Origin of the sequence: Pseudomonas sp. OIL-1, assembly GCF_010669185.1 — a bacterium.
GTDB classification, from domain to species: domain Bacteria; phylum Pseudomonadota; class Gammaproteobacteria; order Pseudomonadales; family Pseudomonadaceae; genus Halopseudomonas; species Halopseudomonas profundi.
Genome location: NZ_CP048629.1, coordinates 258046 through 275032, shown reverse-complemented (window position 1 = coordinate 275032; position 16987 = coordinate 258046). Strand labels below are relative to the sequence as shown.

Sequence of the window (16987 nt, the reverse complement as noted above, 5' to 3'; positions counted from 1 at the left end):
AAGGATAGGTGGGAATTCTATGCCGAACGGTAGCGGCTGTACCACGTCGCTCAGGCTCGCCGAACCCGCGGACATGCTGCAGGGCGCTCCGATCAGCCTGGTGATGACGTCCATGTCATCAATGCTCAGCGCAACCCTGCAGCCTCGCTGCGCAGCCCGGGATTGCACGACTCCCGAAACGCTACAAGCGTCCTGGGGCGACGAAATGGCTCACTGATATGCATCGCCCGCGCCGGCCGCATCAAGTTTATCCTGGGTGCGGTTATCGAAATCGCTGGCGTCATGGCGTTCCGGAAGCTGCTCTTCAGGTTCACCCCAGGTGCGGTTCACCATCCGGCCGCGCTGAACGGCGGGTCTTTCTTCAATGGCCTTGGCCCAGCGCAGCACATTGGCATAGGAACCAGCCTCGAGAAACTCCGCCGCCTCGTACACCTTGTTCATCACCAGTGCGCCATACCAGGGCCAGATTGCCATATCGGCAATGCTGTACTCGTCTCCGGCGATATATTGCCGCTCCGCCAGCTGGCGGTCGAGCACGTCCAGTTGCCGTTTCACTTCCATGGTGTAGCGGTTGATCGGGTACTCGTATTTCTCCGGCGCGTAGGCATAGAAGTGACCAAAGCCGCCGCCCAACAGTGGGCCGGCGCCCATTTGCCAGAACAGCCACGACAGGCATTCGGTTCGCCCGGCCAGATCCTGTGGAATGAAGGCGCCGAATTTTTCTGCCAGGTACAACAGGATCGACCCTGATTCGAAGATGCGCAGCGGCGGGGTGATGCTGGTATCCAGCATGGCCGGGATCTTCGAGTTGGGATTGATGCTGACGAATCCGCTGCCGAACTGGTCGCCCTCGGTAATTCTGATGAGATGAGCGTCATATTCAGCCTGCTCATGTCCCGCGGCCAATAGCTCCTCAAGGAGAATGGTGACTTTCATACCGTTCGGCGTGGCCAGGGAGTAGAGCTGCAGCGGATGCTTGCCGACCGGTAGCTCCTGTTCATGCGTCGGCCCGGCAGTCGGGCGATTGATGCTGGCAAATTTGCCACCGTTCTCCGCGTCCCATTTCCAGACTTTGGGCGGTATGTAGGTTGCGTCAGTCATGTGCGATGCCTCTGGTTCGGGATTTGAGGGTTTGATCTGATCAGGGTGAAGGATATCCAGACTAGTTCAGATTGACCATTTCAGCAGAACCGCCGTTCCGCTGTACGCAACGATGCGTACAGATCGCAAATAAGAGTTACTGCTAAATGAGAATGATTATATTATTCGTGGCGATCAGAAACCGCGGTTCGGCCGGCTCAGGCCGTTATGAAAACCACAGTGACATCCCCAAGGAGCTTTTCTTAATATGGTTAAATTCAATCGACACCGGTTGGCGTGCAGTCTGGCTGTGGCAACTTCGATGGGATCCTTTGCCCACGCGCAAGACGCGGTCGAGCTGCAACCAACTACTGTAATAAGTGCTGCGGGATATGAACAGAACATTGCAAACGCCCCTGCGAGTATTTCCGTGATCACTCGCGAGCAGCTTGAAAAGCAGTCGTACACCGATGTCGTTGATGCCATGAAGAACATCCCGGGAGTGTATGTCACCGGAGGCGGCAACATGCAGGATGTCAGCATCCGCGGTATGTCTTCCTCCTACACCCTGTATCTGGTCGATGGTCGGCCCGTTTCCGCAGGCCGCTCGGTCAACACCAATGGCAGTGACGGTGGCAAGCAGATCGGTTTGCCGCCACTGTCGATGATCGAACGTATCGAAGTGGTACGTGGCCCGATGTCGTCACTTTACGGGTCCGAGGCCATGGGTGGCGTCATCAACATTATTACCCGCAAAGGTGGTGATACCTGGGCCGGTACCGTAGCGGCCGAGTACACCCTCGCAAAAAATGATCTCAGTGAAGACGCCTGGTTGGGCAACTTCTATGCTGGCGGTGCACTGATTCCCGGTCTGTTGGGTGCCAAGGTCCATGGCTCGCAGTCGGTAACCGATGAGAGCAAGTACGAAGGTCTGGATGACAGCGCAGCCAGCACGCCGGACGGCAAGCGTCGTCAGGCAGGGGTCGAGTTGTACCTGACGCCCGATGAACAGAACCGCTTCTCGGCCAGCTACCAGGCTGCACGCCTTGATGAGACGCATCATCCGGGCCTCAGCATCGCAGCGGACGCGACGGAGAACTCCACCGAGTTCGACAAGGACATCTACGTGCTGGCCCATGACGGGCACTACGGCAATTTCCGCACCAACACCTATCTTCAGCACGACGTGTCCGAACGCGTGCAGGACGCTACCAAGAAGGAGGAAGTCAGTACTTTCAATACCCAGGCAAACTACTTTCTTGGCTCGCATGTACTGACCTTTGGCGCCCAGTACAAGTACGAAGACTTTGTCGATGAAACCAACGGGCTACTCACCTCCGGCGTGCCCGGTGCCGTCAAGAGCGTGGATCGCTGGCTCGCTGCGTTGTTCACGGAAGTCGAGTGGGGTGTGACTGACGATCTAGCGGTTACCACCGGCCTGCGTTACAACGATGACGAGCTATTCGGCGGTTACCTGTCGCCGCGTATATATGCGGTATACCAGTCAACCCCGAATCTGACCCTGAAGGGCGGGGTTTCTACTGGCTATAAACAACCGGGCCTTGCGGACGCTACCGAAGGCTTCGGGCGTGGCACCGGGGGCGGCGGCTCCCCAGCACCCCATCCGCGCGCGTTGATCATCGGTAACCCCGAGCTGGACCCGGAAAGCAGCACCAGCTATGAAGTGGGATTCAATTACGACAATGTCGAGCTTGGCTTCAACACCAGCCTCATGGTCTTCCACACCCAGTACAAGGACAAGATTGCTGAGGATCGCCTCTGCGTGACGGATGCCGACGGTTCGGGTGACAACCGTAACAACGTGGCGGCCTGGTCCTGTGGTTTCGCTGGTACCGACTATTACTTCCTGAGTACCCGTACCAACGTTGATGAAGCGATCATGCAGGGTGTCGAGTTGACTCTGGACTACGCGCTGCATTCCTCGCTCTGGTTAAGCGGAAGCTACACCTACACCGAATCCGAGCAGAAAACCGGCGAGTTCAAGGGGGATCCTTTGAACAAACAGCCCAAGCACATGGCCAACGCCTTGCTCGACTGGACAATAACGCCCAGATGGAATGCCTGGCTGCAGGGCAATTACCGTAGCGAGACCTCGGAATATCTGAGCCGCACCAGCATGTCCGATGGCACGCCGGGATACGGCTTCTTCGACGCCGGTGTGGTGTACAAGGCAACGGATAGCCTGGACGTCAAGGCAGGCCTGTACAACATCGCCAACAAGGAAGTTACCAGCGAGGAGTATGGAGCGGTGCTGGATGGCCGCCGTATGGTTGTTGGTTTGACCATGGATTTCTGATCCTCGGTTAGTCAAGGTGCGGCCTGTAAACCTTCAGGCCGCTGCTTGATCTGCTCAGCCAATGCTGTTTCTTGTAACGTTCTGCCGCCCCCTGCGTTTGAATGCCCCCTCCCGCCTGCTCAGCTAAGCCAATCTGAAAGCCACTGCCGTCCTGGCTGCGTTGCGTGCCTACTTATCATTTTTCAGCTTGATCCTGTTTGGTCGACCCAATTTGTGAAGGCGTCCCGCTATGCGCAGGGGATATCACCGATAATCCGGTGAACGACCATTCGCAAGGCTGCCTGCGCTCCGGCAGTGTTGCTCCGACCCGGCGCAGCAATCAGTAAAGGTGGAATATATGAAACCGATCTATCCGGCGCTGGCGTTTGGTGCCATTTTTCTGGGGGCTGTTTTCTGGGCGTCGCAGTCGAGTGAGGCGCCGGTGGAAGAGCAGGCTGTTGAGCAGGCGTCGGCCTCAACTGACTCGGTATCCACAGGCGGCGCGGTCAACTCTGAACAGGTGCGTTCGGAAGAACAGCGCTCGCCGGCTGCTGAAAAACGTGGCGATCCGGATGCTGCACAAAGCGCTGTTACCGATGCAGACCTGTTGCAGGAGCCCCAGCTGGCCGAGCTGAATCCCGATTACCCGACCATGGCGATGCGTTTGCATGAAATGACTGCACGCCGTGATGGGCAGGCTTTTGACCCGACCAAGGTGCGGGATGCGCTTGCCGCGGCGTCTGCCTGGGAACCCAGTGATGATGCTGGCGCCGGGCTTGATTTGACCGAAGAAGAGCGCAACGACGGGCGTGAATTCATTGAATTCAGCCGCATGAAGCTGGAGAGCCTGGTCGCCGGGGACACGCTTGAATTGCCTGTCAGCCAGAGCGGCCAAAACTATCAGGCAGAAATCACCCAGGCTGTCGCCAACAATGACGGCACCGTCACCTGGCACGGCAAGCTGGTCGATGAGTTGGGCGCTGTGACCGACGAATCCGGTTCGGTGTACGACGTTACCTTTACTTCCGGCCAACGGATGGCCTCAGGCGGTATGTTTACGCCAGAAGGCCATTTCGTCATAGAAGCGGTAGGCGAACAAGGCTGGATTGCCAACGCATCCACGCTGTTCAAGTTCGACGAGAACGAGCCGGATTTCATCATCCCGGACGAGCTCTGAATCCTCCCTTCCAATCTCTTGCTGGAAACAAACACGCATGATCAAACGTCTCGGGCTTTACCTCAAACTTGGCGCTACCGCTCTGGTCGTCAGTGGCGCGACCCACACTGCTCACGCAGCGCAAATCGATCTCCTCGTACTCTATGACGATTACAGCGCCTCCCGGATGCAGGGCGAACCGGCAGTTGTCCTCAAGTCCTGGCAGGATCAGATCAATACCATGTACCGCAACAGCCAGGTCGATCTGCAGCTGCGTATCGTTGGCGTGGAACGCAATGACTTCGCCTCCAGCGATATGAGTCAGGCATTGGTGAATGTGGCGCGGTCTTCCTCGGTCGCACAAATTCGTGATCGCGTCGGTGCAGACTTTGTCACCCAGCTCCATCAGTCCGGCAACTGTGGGGTCGGTTATCTCGCGGTTCACGCCAGTTATGCCTTCAACGTTCTCGGCGCTGGTTGTGGTCCCGCCGCACTGGCCCATGAACTCGGCCATAACATGGGCCTCAGCCACTCCAGAGCGCAGGGCGATACCGCCGGCTCAGAATACCGCTACGCGCTCGGGCATGGCGTCAACGGCGCATTCGGTACCCTGATGACCTACGAATGGTATTACCGGGCCGCCAAGATGTCGGTGTTTTCCAATCCGCGAATCCAGTGCCGCGGATACCCTTGTGGTGTTGAGGAAGGCGCACAGGGCGAGGCGGATGCAGCCAAGGCAATAAACAACGTGAAGGACCGCGTGGCGGTCTTCCGTCCCACCAAGGTTGGCGGCGGGCCCGTGCCGAACCCTGATCCGACGGAACCGGAAGAGCCCACGGAACCTAACGAGCCGAACGAACCCACGGAACCCACCGATCCAGAGGGTACCGTGCAAAACGGGAATTACCTGATCAAAGTTGCAGCCAATGGTCGCTGCCTGAACGTCAACAATTCCCGCTGGGGCATGAGCGATGTGGTGCAGTGGTCATGTACCCAGGCGCCGAATCAGCAATGGACACTGACGCGTCAGGAAGGTGATGTCGTCAAGCTGGCCAGCACTGGCACGCAGGGTTGTCTGAATGTGGTTGCGAGCAGCAGACGCGCAGGTGCGAATGTCATTGCATACAGGTGTTCGGAGCGGGAGAGCCAGCAATGGCAGCTCAAACAGGTTGAGGAGGGCAAGTTTCAGGTGACAGCGCGACACAGCGGTCTTTGCCTGGATGCCGGGAGTAATGCCAATGGCAGCAGCCTGACCCAGGCCACCTGTAGCGGATCTGACAGTCAGCGGTTCAGTTTTACCGGGTTGTAAGGTTTCAAGCATGCGCAATCAAGCCTCACCATCGATGGGGCTTTTTTTCGCCTGGCAAAACCCACGCGCAGGCACCTGAGCAGGCTCTGTGCGATCGAAGCCGTATATTCTGGTGTGGCTTCGTTCAGGTTCAGTTAAGCACGGGCTCTTATTCTGTGAACGTCAAAACCAACCACAGGAACTGAACCCATGAAAACACTGACTACGCTGATCCTTGCCGCTTCCCTGACGCTGGGTGCGAACCTGGCGCTGGCCAAGGACGTTGGCCCGGATGAAGCATTGAAACTGCGTGACGCAGGCACCATCCAATCCTTTGAAAAGCTCAACGAGGCAGCTCTGGCCAAGCACCCTGGCGCCCAGATCGAGGACACTGAGCTTGATGAAGAAAATGGCCGGTATTTCTATGAAGTTGAACTGCGCGATGAAAAAGGTGTGCAATGGGATCTCGAGCTCGACGCCAAGACCGGCGAAGTGCTGAAGGACCATCAGGACGACTAAATGCGGCTTACCACTCTTTCAATGCTCCCCTTGGCCATGTTGCTTGCCGCCACGCCAGCGGCAAGCCGTGATCTTGATCAGGATGAAGCCCTGCAGTTACGCCGTGAGGGCTTGATTCTGCCGCTGGAGAGCATATTGCAGCGCGTTTCGGAGTCGCATCCTGGCGCGCGCTTGCTTGAAGCAGAGCTGGAAGAGGATGACGGCGTTTATATCTATGAAATCGAATTGCTCACGGCCGACGGCGTCGCCCGTGAGCTGGAAATCAACGCCCGGGACGGTCGCGTGCTTCAGGACGAGGAAGATTGATGCGGCTGTTATTGGTCGAAGACAACGTGCCGCTGGCCGACGAGCTAGTGACCAGTCTCAGTCGCCAGGGCTATGCCACGGACTGGCTGACCGATGGCCGTGACGCGGATTACCAGGGTAGCAGTGAGCCTTATGACCTCATCATTCTCGACCTCGGCTTGCCAGGCAAACCGGGGCTTGAGGTATTGCGTGACTGGCGCGCGCGTGGTTTGGCAACGCCGGTACTGATCCTTACCGCGCGTGGTTCCTGGGCAGAGCGAATTGAGGGTCTGAAGGCCGGCGCGGACGATTATCTGACCAAGCCCTTCCATCCCGAGGAACTGCTGTTGCGCATTCAGGGATTGTTGCGGCGCGCCCATGGACTGGCCAACCAGCCATTATTACAGGCTGGCGGGCTGGAGCTGGATGAATCACGGCAGCTGTGCCGCAAGCAGGATGAGGAGGTCGAATTGACTGCGGGCGAGTTCCGTCTGCTGCGCTACTTCATGCTGCATCCGGGGCAGCTGCTGTCGAAATCGCAGTTGGCCGAGCACTTATATGATGGTGAGACTGAGCGCGACTCCAACGTCATCGAAGTCCATGTTAACCGCCTGCGCGGCAAGCTTGGCCGTGAGCTGTTCGAAACTCGTCGCGGGCAGGGTTATCGGTTCGGCGGCGCCTCTTGAGATCCATACAGCGAAGCCTCAGCCTCGGGCTGGTAGCGGTTCTGGTCATTCTGAGTCTGCTTTTGCTGCAAACCAGCCTCTGGCTGTTCGAGGCGGGTCTGCGTCGCACTCTGGAAGCCGGCCTGCGCGATGAAACCGAGGGGCTGCTGATAGCGCTGGTACCAGGCGCAGATGGCGTGCAGCTCGATGCCCGGCGCATCAATCCACGTTACCAGCGTGCCTTCTCGGGCCATTACTTCCGTATCGATGTGGCTGGACGCACCTGGCGTTCCCGCTCCTTGTGGGACGCCGATCCAGAATGGCCAGGCAGCGCGGGGCTGAGTGATGGGCTTATCGATGGTCCGCAGGATCAACGTTTGATGGCGTATCGCGGGCAGTATCAGCGTGATGGCGAGACCATCCATATCAGCGTGGCACAGGATTACACTCCGGTACTCGACAGCTTCGCCCAGGTACGTCTGGGCGGCTTTGGGCTGGTCATGTTGTTTTTGTTGATCCTGGTGTTGCTCCAGCGTTATGCGGTGAAGACTGCCCTGCGGCCGCTGGAACAGGCGCGTCAGCAGGTCGCCCAATTGCAGCAGGGCCAGCGTCAGCAACTGGAGGTCAGGGCGCCGGTTGAGTTGCAACCGCTGATTGAGCAGATCAACCACCTCCTGGCTCATACAGACAGCACGCTCAAGCGCTCCCGGCACGCGCTGGGCAATCTCGGCCACGCCCTCAAAACGCCTCTCGCTGTCTTGGGCAGCCTGGTGCAGCGAGAAGAGATGGCCGATCACCCGAAGCTGCGCGCGAATCTGCAGGAGCAGCTGGATCAGATTCAGCGTCGGGTCAGCCGTGAGCTGACGCGTGCGCGGCTGGCTGGCGATGTATTGCCAGGCGCCCATTTCGACTGTGCAGCGGAGCTGCCCCCGCTGCTTGATACCCTGCGCATGATCCATCAGCGAGACATTACGCTGCGCTGGTCGGCGCCACCGGCGTGCCGGCTGCCCTGGGACCGTGAGGATATGCTGGAATTGCTTGGCAATCTGCTGGATAACGCCTGCAAATGGGCGCGCTCGGCAGTCATGCTGACGATCGTAGAGGATGTGGACGCTTACCGTATTCTGATCGAAGACGATGGTCCGGGGATCGAACGCGCCGAGCGAGCCCGGGTGTTGGATCGTGGAACCCGCCTGGATCAGCATGTCGATGGACAGGGATTGGGGTTGGGTATTGTGCGAGACATTCTTGCCGCCTGGCAGGGCGAGCTGATATTCGACACTAGCGCTTTGGGCGGCTTGTCTGTTTGCATCCAGCTGCCGCGCAGCAAGCCGCCGCTGGGATAAAATCCGAATACAGGCATCTCGAGCGCCCATAAAAAAATCCCGGCACCAAGGCCGGGATTTTTATGCTACCGGAAGCTGATCAGCAGCCGTACTTCGCCTTGAACTCGCGGCGACGACGGTGCAGGACCGGCTCGGTGTAGCCGTTCGGCTGCTTGGTGCCCTCGATGCACAGCTCGACGGCTGCCTGGAAGGCAACGCTGTTATCGAAATCAGGCGCCATTGCCTTGTATGCCGGGTCACTGTCGTTCTGACGATCAACGACGGCGGCCATGCGCTTCATGGTTTCCAGCACCTGTTCTTCGGTGCAGATGCCATGACGCAACCAGTTGGCAATGTGCTGGCTGGAGATACGCAGGGTAGCGCGGTCTTCCATCAGCCCGACGTCATTGATATCCGGGACCTTGGAGCAACCGACACCCTGATCAATCCAGCGCACAACGTAACCGAGGATCCCCTGGGCGTTGTTGTCCAGTTCCTGCTGGATTTCGTCAGCTGACCAGTCGGTGTTGGTGGCCAGAGGCAGGGTCAGAATGTCGTCGATTGACGCCGGCGTGCGGCTGGCCAGCTCGGCCTGACGCTCCGCCACGTTGACCTTGTGGTAATGCAAGGCGTGCAGGGTAGCCGCAGTCGGGGAGGGTACCCACGCGGTATTCGCGCCTGCCATCGGATGGCCGATTTTCTGCTCGAGCATTGCCGCCATCAGGTCAGGCATGGCCCACATGCCTTTGCCGATTTGCGCACGGCCCTTGAGGCCGGTTGCCAGGCCGATGTCGACGTTGTTGTTCTCGTAGGCACCGATCCACTTGGCGGCCTTCATTTCACCCTTGCGTACCATCGCGCCGGCTTCCATGGAGGTATGGATTTCGTCACCGGTACGGTCGAGGAAGCCGGTGTTGATGAAGGCAACGCGCTCGCTGGCGGCCTTGATGCAGGCTTTCAGGTTCAGCGATGTACGGCGCTCCTCGTCCATGATGCCAACTTTCAACGTGTTGCGCTTCAGGCCGAGCAGGTCTTCGACGCGGCTGAACAGCTCAGTGGCGAAGGCGACTTCTTCAGGTCCGTGCATCTTGGGTTTGACGATGTATACAGAGCCAGTGCGGGTGTTGCGGCGCGCGGTATTGCCGTTGAGGTTGTGCATGGCGATCAGGCTGGTGATCGCCGCGTCCATGAGGCCCTCGGGTACTTCGTTACCGTCCTTGTCGAGGATGGCATCGTTGGTCATCAGGTGGCCAACGTTACGTACGAACAGCAGGGAACGACCGTGCAACGTCAGGCTTGAGCCGTCTGCAGCAGTGTATTCGCGGTCCGGATTCATGGTGCGGGTGAAGGAGCTGCCGCCCTTGGCCACGCTCTCGGCCAGATCGCCCTTCATCAGGCCCAGCCAGTTACGGTAGACCAGAGTCTTGTCTTCGGCATCAACAGCGGCGATGGAATCTTCGCAATCCATGATGGTAGTCAGCGCGGCTTCCATGAGTACGTCTTTTACGCCGGCGGCATCAGTCTGGCCAACATTGCTGGTGGGATCGATCTGAATCTCGAAGTGCAGACCGTTGTGCTTGCACAACACCCCTTTGGGGGATTCAGCGTCACCCTGGAAGCCGACAAACTGTGCTGCATCCTTGAGACCGGTCTGGCTGCCATTCTTCAGCTTGACGACCAGTTGGCCGTCCTTGACGAGGTATTCGATGGAGTCGACGTGGGAACCTTCGGCCAGCGGGGCTGCCTCATCGAGGAACGCGCGGGCGTAGGCAATGACCTTGTTGCCACGGATTTCGTTGTAGCCCGGACCTTTGGTGGCGCCATCTTCCTCGGAAATCGCATCGGTACCGTACAGCGCATCGTACAGTGAACCCCAGCGGGCGTTCGCCGCGTTCAGGGCAAAGCGGGCGTTGGTGACCGGAACGACCAGTTGTGGGCCAGCCAGGCGGGCAATTTCTTCGTCGACGTTTTCGGTCGTCGCACTGAAATCGTCAGGTTCGGGTAACAGGTAACCGATTTCCTGCAGGAACGCCTTGTAGGCGACCGGGTCGTGCGCTTGACCGGTGCGCTGGTTGTGCCAGGCATCGATCTGGTTCTGGAAATCATCGCGTTTGGCGAGTAGGGCCTTGTTGATTGGCGCCAGGTCTGTGATCAGCTTCTCAACACCAGACCAGAAAGCGTCGGCATCGACACCGGTACCGGGGATGGCCTGCTGATTGACGAAGTCGTGGAGTATTTTGGCAACCTGTAAGCTGCCGACTTGGACGCGTTCAGTCATGGAAAACCCTCACTCTGCAGACAACCTGCGCGAACGCGCAGGACGTGGAATTTGGAGAGGCAGCATGTTACACGATGACAGGTTGCAAATCATGCCCGGCACGTGGAATTCTAAAGCGCTAGCCACAGAGCCCAGGCGTATAATGACGGAATGTTAATGGATCAGGCTTTTCTGGATTTGCTGATCGAAGGCCTGCCGGAGCTGGAGCCGGGAAGGCCTTCGGATGCGGCTGCGCTGAAATATGCCAATTACTACGGCATCGATTTCAGCCGGCATGTCGAGCAGCACCTCGGAAAAGTTCACGCCGACGGGTTTGATCTCGCCGTCCAGCTATGGCGCCCGTCGCGGCCCAAGGGCACGCTGGTTATCCTGCACGGTTATTACGATCATATGGGGCTGTATCGGCACCTGATTCGCTGGGCGCTGGGGCATAAGCTGGCAGTGCTCGCCTTCGATCTTCCCGGACATGGCCTGTCCAGCGGTGACAGGGCAAGCATTGATTGTTTCCTGCGCTATCAGAAGGCGCTCGATGGCGTACTGCAAAGCGCCGTGGACTGGAATCTTCCCGGACCCTGGCATTTTCTCGGACAAAGCACCGGCGGCGCGATACTGATCGACCGCCTGCTGCACGGTGAGATGCCGACCGAGACGGGCGAAAATATTCTGATGGCGCCGCTGGTCCGGCCTCGGCAGTGGGGGATGTCGCAGATGAGCCTCAAGTTGCTTGGCGGCTTCATCCAGCAGCTTGGCAGACGTTTTACCGATAATTCCAATGACCCCGATTTCCTCGCTTTCATCAGGGAGCGTGATCCGCTTCAGGCGCAGATACTGCCGGTTGCCTGGGTTCAGGCGCTGGAAAAGTGGATCCCCCGCATCGAGTCGGCCGCACCTGCGTCGCACCGGCCGTTGATCATTCAGGGCCAGGCGGATGGCACTGTTGATTGGCAGCACAATATCAAGGTTCTGCAGGAGAAATTCGACGCGCCCGAGCTGCTCTATCTACCCAAGGCGCGTCACCACCTGGCCAACGAAGGCAAGGCGCTGCGCAAAGAGTATCTGGACTGGTTGAGCGACAAGCTGGGCTACTGAGTGAGGGGCTAGCCGTCCTGGCTTGAGGCTGTACTCAGGGATTCAGCGCATCGCGAACGGCCAGTTCCACCGCCGCGTAAAACAGCTTTCCATGTTCCGATTCGCTCCATTTGATCAGGCCAGCCAGCTCGTCATCGCTGAGGTCGCGATAAACATGCGCCAGTGTCGCCGGTAGGTTAGGCTGCATTTGATTGCGCAGATCGCCGCGACGGCCGGTCACCACGGATTCGGGGATCTGCATCAGCCCGCCCAGAAAACTGTTCGCGCTGGCGGCAGCCAGACTGGCCAGTGACAACGAGACTTCGACGCCGATATCCAGCGCCGGCAAGAGCTCGCTCAGTCGCTCGATTTGTGCGCGTCGCTCCGGGGTCAGCTCGGGTTCCGGCAAGCCGCGTTGCATGGCCACAATAGCGGCAGGGGACGTGGCGCGGGTCTCGGCGCCAACCACCTTGCGGCCCAGGGGACTGTCGTAAAAGGCAAGTGCCTGGCGCTGGTCTTCATCCTGAAGCGTCAGCGCAAGCCGCGCCAGCGCACGATCGTGCATTTTTTTCGGGGCGAAACGCAAGTTGCTCTGGGTGACGAGCGTTTCATAAATGCTTGCTGGTAGCTGCTTCGCATAGCGTTGTTGCGCAGCCTTCAGGGCGAACTGAAAATGTTCCTGGTGTTGATTCATTCCCGACGCCTGATAGAGCGCCGCGGTTGATCCCGGCGCAGCCTGTGCGGCGAAGCTGTGAAGTAACAGTGTGGTCAGAAGCGTCAGTATCAGGGTGTGCAGTGCAGTCAGGCGCATTGATGCCTCTAATGTGGGGATGGCGGGGAGTAGTGTCTGCTGGACCGGAGGGCTTGTCGAGTTTCTGGTTGCTGGCCTGCTCGGGCTCATAGTGAAACAGCAACTGATTCCGGTGAGCAGGCTACAATAAATCCGATCCCGCTCCGGATCGATTCTGTCCAGCCGGCCGGCTGACTTCAAGGTTCCTTTTTTGAGCGAAACATCGATGTCCGAGTTCCCTGTTGCGCAAGTGTCCAGTTGCTTTGAGCAGGTGGCCGATGATCTGGCGGTGAAAGGCTGGTCAGTTCAAGCCAAGGTTTTTTCCCCGTCACTGATCGCAGCATTGGCGCAGGCCTGTCGCCATATGTGGCAAAACGATGCGCTGACTCCGGCCGCAATTGGTCACGGCTCGGACCTGGCGGTGGTTCCGGAGATCCGCGGCGACTACACCCGGTGGCTGGACGATTGTTCGCCGCGGGCCTGTCAGGACGAGTACGTGCAGATACTCGAGGCGTTGCGTGAGACCCTTAATCGGTCGTTGTATCTTGGACTCGACAGCTTCGAAACGCATTTTGCTCTGTATCCGCCCGGTTCCGGTTACAGCAAGCATCTGGACCGCTTCAAGAATAATCCGCTGCGTATGGTTTCGGTTGTGGCTTATCTCAATCAGAGCTGGCAGCCGGGTGATGGTGGGGAGTTGCGGTTGCACCTCAAGGAGGGTGTGGTGGACGTGGCACCCACCGCTGGCACCCTGGTGGTGTTCATGAGTGACAGCATTTTGCATGAAGTCCTTCAGGCGCATAAGGAACGGGCCAGTCTGGTTGGCTGGTTTCGTCGCCGCCCGCTCAACCCGTTATTGCGCTAGAGCTGATGGAAAAGCTCCTTGTCAGCAGTTGCCTGCTCGGCCAGCCGGTACGTTACGACGGCACTGCAGGCGGACCCTACGGCCTGCTGCAGCGTTGGCAGGCTGAGGGCCGCGTTATCCCGATTTGTCCGGAAGTAGCTGGCGGATTACCGACTCCACGTCCGCCTGCGGAGATACCTGGAGGGCAGGGCGCAGCCGTGCTGACAGGTCAACTGAAAGTCAGGACGGTGAGCGGGGATGACGTGACCCTCGAGTTTCTGAGCGGTGCGCAACTCGCATTACAACTGGTGAAGCAGCACGGCATTCGATTCGCCGTACTCAAGGCGCGCAGTCCATCCTGCGGTAATAAGGAGAATTACGACGGTACCTTCACCGGGACCAGGGTGGCGGGTGAAGGCGTGACAGCGGCGGCATTGAAGCAGGCGGGTGTTCAGGTATTCAACGAGGAAGAGCTGGACAAGCTGGCGCTGGTGCTGGACGGATCAAAAGGCTGAACCGGCAGTGCGAGACCAAACCCGCGGAGGTTTCGGCGCGGCCGCACCGAAACCTCCGCAGAGCCGGGATTATCAGAACAATACGCGGCTGCGGATGGTGCCTTTGACCTGCAGGATTTTTTCCAGGGCCAGATCGGAATACGCTGCATCGACGTCAATCACGACGTAACCAACCTTCTCATTGGTTTGCAGGAACTGGCCACAGATATTGATGCCGTTTTCGGCAAACACCTGGTTGATCTCGCTCATCACGCCGGGCACGTTCTTGTGAATGTGCAGCAAACGGTGTTTGCCGGGGTGCGACGGCAGTGCGACTTCGGGGAAGTTGACTGAGGTGATGGAAGTGCCGTTGTCACTGTAGCGCACCAGCTTCTCGGCGACTTCCAGACCGATGTTGGCCTGCGCTTCCATGGTTGAACCGCCCACGTGTGGCGTCAACAGGCAATTATCGAACTCGCGCAACGGCGAGATAAACTCGTCATTGTTGGAGCGTGGCTCGACCGGAAATACGTCGATGGCGGCGCCGTTCAGATGCTTGTCAGCCAGCGCAGCCGCCAGGGCTTCGATGTCAACAACGGTGCCACGCGCAGCATTGATCAGGATGCCGCCTTTCTTCATTGCACGAATTTCCTTCTCGCCGATCATCCACTTGGTGGCGGCGGTCTCCGGTACGTGCAAGGTGACGATATCGGCTTCGCCAAGCAATTCTGTGAGCGAACCAACCTGGGCGGCATTGCCCAATGGCAGCTTGGTCACCACGTCATAGAAGATCACCTGCATGCCCAGTCCTTCGGCAAGGACTGACAGCTGTGTACCAATCGAGCCGTAGCCGACAATGCCGAGCTTCTTGCCGCGGATTTCGAAGGAGTTGGTCGCGCTTTTCAGCCAGCCACCGCGGTGGGCCACGGCGTTCTTTTCCGGAATACCGCGCAGCAACAGAATGGCCTCGGCGAGCACCAGCTCGGCCACGGAACGGGTGTTGGAATAGGGCGCATTGAACACGGCGATGCCGCGCTCACGGGCGGCGTCGAGATCGACCTGGTTGGTGCCGATGCAGAAACACCCGACGGCGATCAGTTTATTGGCATGACGGAACACATCTTCGGTCAGCTGGCTGCGTGAACGGATGCCGACAAAGTGCGCATCGGCAATCGCTTCCTTGAGCTGCTCATCAGGCAGCGAGCCAGCGTGATAGTCGATGTTGGTGTAACCGGCTGCCTTTAGCGTGTCGACGGCAGTCTGGTGCACACCCTCGAGGAGCAGAAACTTGATCTTGCTTTTGTCCAGCGAGGTGATGGCCATGTGTCAATTTTCCCGTAGTACTGATGAAATGAGCCGGGAGCGCTTTGCGGCTCAGTGGCCGACAGAAGTGTCCTGTGTTGGAAGCCGCGTATGCTAGCATAATCTCCCTTTTTTGATGCCTGTCGCTGCGTGAAATCTATTCCTGCGCAGCATGAATTTCGTTTGAGAGCAGCCATGACCCCTGAAGCCGTGATCGAAACCCTGAAGACCCTGGTCGAGCCTGACAAGGTGCGCGTTGATGCCGAATCCCTGAATAACTGGGGCAAGGACTGGACCAAGCATTTCGAGCCGGCTCCGCTGGCTGTAGTGTTTCCCAGAACGGTCGAACAGGTTCAGGCGCTGGTGCGTTTCGCCAATGAGCAGAAGCTGGCGCTGGTGCCGTCGGGTGGACGCACCGGGCTGTCCGCAGCGGCGGTAGCGGCCAATGGCGAGATCGTAGTGTCCTTCGATTACATGAACCAGATTCTCGACTTCAATGAATTTGACCGCTCGGTGATATGTCAGCCGGGCGTAGTAACCGCGCAGCTGCAGCAATTCGCTGAAGACAAGGGATTGTATTATCCGGTTGATTTCGCCTCGGCCGGGTCAAGCCAGATCGGCGGCAATATCGGCACCAATGCCGGCGGTATCAAGGTGATCCGCTATGGCATGACGCGCAATTGGGTGGCCGGCCTCAAGGTCGTGACAGGTACCGGCGAGTTGCTCGAATTGAACAAGGATCTGATCAAGAACGCCACGGGTTACGACCTGCGTCAGCTGTTTATCGGGGCCGAAGGCACGCTGGGCTTCGTGGTTGAGGCGACCATGCGCCTGGAGCGCGCGCCGCGCAATCTGACGGCGATGGTGCTGGGTACGCCGGATTTCGATTCGATCATGCCCGTATTGCATGCCTTTCAGGGCAAGCTGGATCTGACTGCGTTCGAGTTCTTCTCCGACAAGGCGATGGCCAAGGTGCTTGGGCGCGGTGATGTGCCAGCTCCCTTTGAGACTGATTGTCCTTTCTATGCGCTGCTTGAGTTCGAGGCAATCAGCGAAGACATTGCCACCCAGGCGCTGGAAACCTTCGAGCATTGCGTTGAGCAGGGCTGGGTGCTCGATGGCGTGATGAGCCAGAGCGAGCAACAGCTGCAGAACCTGTGGAAGCTCCGCGAGTTCATTTCCGAAACCATTGCCCACTGGACGCCATACAAGAACGATATTTCGGTCACTGTCGGCCAGGTCCCGGCGTTTCTGCACGATATCGACAGTATCGTCGGTGAGCACTATCCTGACTTCGAGATCGTCTGGTTCGGCCATATCGGTGACGGCAACCTGCACCTGAACATTCTCAAGCCTGAAGCGTTGCCCAAGGATGACTTCTTTGCCCGCTGCGCAACGGTGAATAAATGGGTGTTTGAAATCGTGCAGAAATACAACGGCTCGATTTCCGCCGAGCACGGCGTCGGCATGACCAAACGCGATTATCTGACCTACAGCCGCAGTGAAGCGGAGATTGCGGTGATGAAATCGATCAAGGCGGTGTTCGACCCTAACGGCATCATGAATCCAGGCAAGATATTTGCCGACTGAGCCGTCC

The 16987-nt window shown here is 58.5% G+C and carries 16 protein-coding genes; 12 read left to right on the top strand and 4 right to left on the bottom strand.

The window, feature by feature from the left end; translation table 11 throughout:
- The first annotated feature begins 19 nt into the window (after positions 1 to 19).
- The gene (locus tag G3M63_RS01310; protein ID WP_150300291.1) at positions 20 to 217 is read left to right on the top strand and encodes a hypothetical protein; all 198 of its coding nucleotides are present in this window, start codon (positions 20 to 22) and stop codon (positions 215 to 217) included.
- Here G3M63_RS01310 and yghU read toward each other — a convergent pair.
- Entirely contained in the window at positions 211 to 1101 is an 891-nt protein-coding gene (gene yghU, locus G3M63_RS01305) for a glutathione-dependent disulfide-bond oxidoreductase (protein ID WP_163981659.1), read from the bottom strand. The genes G3M63_RS01310 and yghU overlap by 7 nt on opposite strands.
- Positions 1102 to 1348: 247 nt before the next feature.
- On the opposite strand from yghU, the gene G3M63_RS01300 reads away from it, so the two are divergent.
- The 7 genes from G3M63_RS01300 (at position 1349) to G3M63_RS01270 (ending at position 8635) form a co-directional block, all read left to right on the top strand.
- Positions 1349 to 3397 (top strand): TonB-dependent receptor domain-containing protein, encoded by a 2049-nt coding sequence (locus tag G3M63_RS01300; RefSeq protein WP_163981658.1) that lies wholly within the window; start codon positions 1349 to 1351, stop codon positions 3395 to 3397.
- Positions 3398 to 3734: 337 nt separating this feature from the next.
- Complete coding sequence (locus G3M63_RS01295) at positions 3735 to 4553, top strand: hypothetical protein (protein ID WP_163981657.1); 819 nt, start codon at positions 3735 to 3737, stop codon at positions 4551 to 4553.
- A gap of 37 nt (positions 4554 to 4590) precedes the next feature.
- Entirely contained in the window at positions 4591 to 5841 is a 1251-nt protein-coding gene (locus G3M63_RS01290) for an RICIN domain-containing protein (RefSeq protein ID WP_163981656.1), read from the top strand.
- A 189-nt stretch (positions 5842 to 6030) separates the two neighbouring features.
- The gene (locus tag G3M63_RS01285; protein WP_150300296.1) at positions 6031 to 6339 is read left to right on the top strand and encodes a PepSY domain-containing protein; all 309 of its coding nucleotides are present in this window, start codon (positions 6031 to 6033) and stop codon (positions 6337 to 6339) included.
- Positions 6340 to 6645, top strand: coding sequence for a PepSY domain-containing protein (locus G3M63_RS01280; RefSeq protein ID WP_150300297.1), 306 nt, complete (start codon positions 6340 to 6342; stop codon positions 6643 to 6645).
- Positions 6645 to 7310, top strand: a complete 666-nt coding sequence (locus tag G3M63_RS01275; protein ID WP_163981655.1) for a response regulator transcription factor — start codon at positions 6645 to 6647, stop codon at positions 7308 to 7310. Before G3M63_RS01280 ends, G3M63_RS01275 begins: the two co-directional genes overlap by 1 nt.
- Positions 7307 to 8635 (top strand): sensor histidine kinase, encoded by a 1329-nt coding sequence (locus G3M63_RS01270; protein WP_163981654.1) that lies wholly within the window; start codon positions 7307 to 7309, stop codon positions 8633 to 8635. The genes G3M63_RS01275 and G3M63_RS01270 overlap by 4 nt, the downstream gene beginning before the upstream one ends.
- 79 nt (positions 8636 to 8714) lie before the next feature.
- On the opposite strand, the gene G3M63_RS01265 is transcribed toward G3M63_RS01270, so the two are convergent.
- The gene (locus G3M63_RS01265) at positions 8715 to 10892 is read right to left on the bottom strand and encodes a malate synthase G (RefSeq protein ID WP_163981653.1); all 2178 of its coding nucleotides are present in this window, start codon (positions 10890 to 10892) and stop codon (positions 8715 to 8717) included.
- Positions 10893 to 11048: 156 nt separating this feature from the next.
- Here G3M63_RS01265 and G3M63_RS01260 point away from each other — a divergent pair, with 156 nt between their 5' ends.
- Positions 11049 to 11981: an alpha/beta hydrolase gene (locus G3M63_RS01260; RefSeq protein WP_163981652.1), complete on the top strand. Its 933-nt coding sequence runs from the start codon at positions 11049 to 11051 to the stop codon at positions 11979 to 11981.
- A gap of 34 nt (positions 11982 to 12015) precedes the next feature.
- On the opposite strand, the gene G3M63_RS01255 is transcribed toward G3M63_RS01260, so the two are convergent.
- Positions 12016 to 12771, bottom strand: a complete 756-nt coding sequence (locus G3M63_RS01255; RefSeq protein WP_163981651.1) for a DUF2059 domain-containing protein — start codon at positions 12769 to 12771, stop codon at positions 12016 to 12018.
- 205 nt (positions 12772 to 12976) lie between these two features.
- On the opposite strand from G3M63_RS01255, the gene G3M63_RS01250 reads away from it, so the two are divergent.
- Both G3M63_RS01250 and G3M63_RS01245 read left to right on the top strand, forming a co-directional pair.
- Complete coding sequence (locus G3M63_RS01250) at positions 12977 to 13615, top strand: 2OG-Fe(II) oxygenase (protein ID WP_163981650.1); 639 nt, start codon at positions 12977 to 12979, stop codon at positions 13613 to 13615.
- Positions 13616 to 13620: 5 nt separating this feature from the next.
- On the top strand, positions 13621 to 14109 hold the full coding sequence (locus tag G3M63_RS01245) for a DUF523 domain-containing protein (protein WP_163981649.1): 489 nt from the start codon (positions 13621 to 13623) through the stop codon (positions 14107 to 14109).
- A 72-nt stretch (positions 14110 to 14181) separates the two neighbouring features.
- On the opposite strand, the gene serA is transcribed toward G3M63_RS01245, so the two are convergent.
- Positions 14182 to 15411, bottom strand: coding sequence for a phosphoglycerate dehydrogenase (serA, locus tag G3M63_RS01240; protein ID WP_150300305.1), 1230 nt, complete (start codon positions 15409 to 15411; stop codon positions 14182 to 14184).
- 174 nt (positions 15412 to 15585) lie between these two features.
- Between serA and G3M63_RS01235 the strand changes: the two genes are divergently transcribed.
- Positions 15586 to 16980 carry an FAD-binding oxidoreductase gene (locus G3M63_RS01235; RefSeq protein WP_163981648.1) on the top strand — a complete coding sequence of 465 codons (1395 nt, stop codon included), beginning with the start codon at positions 15586 to 15588 and terminating at the stop codon, positions 16978 to 16980.
- Positions 16981 to 16987: the final 7 nt, after the last annotated feature.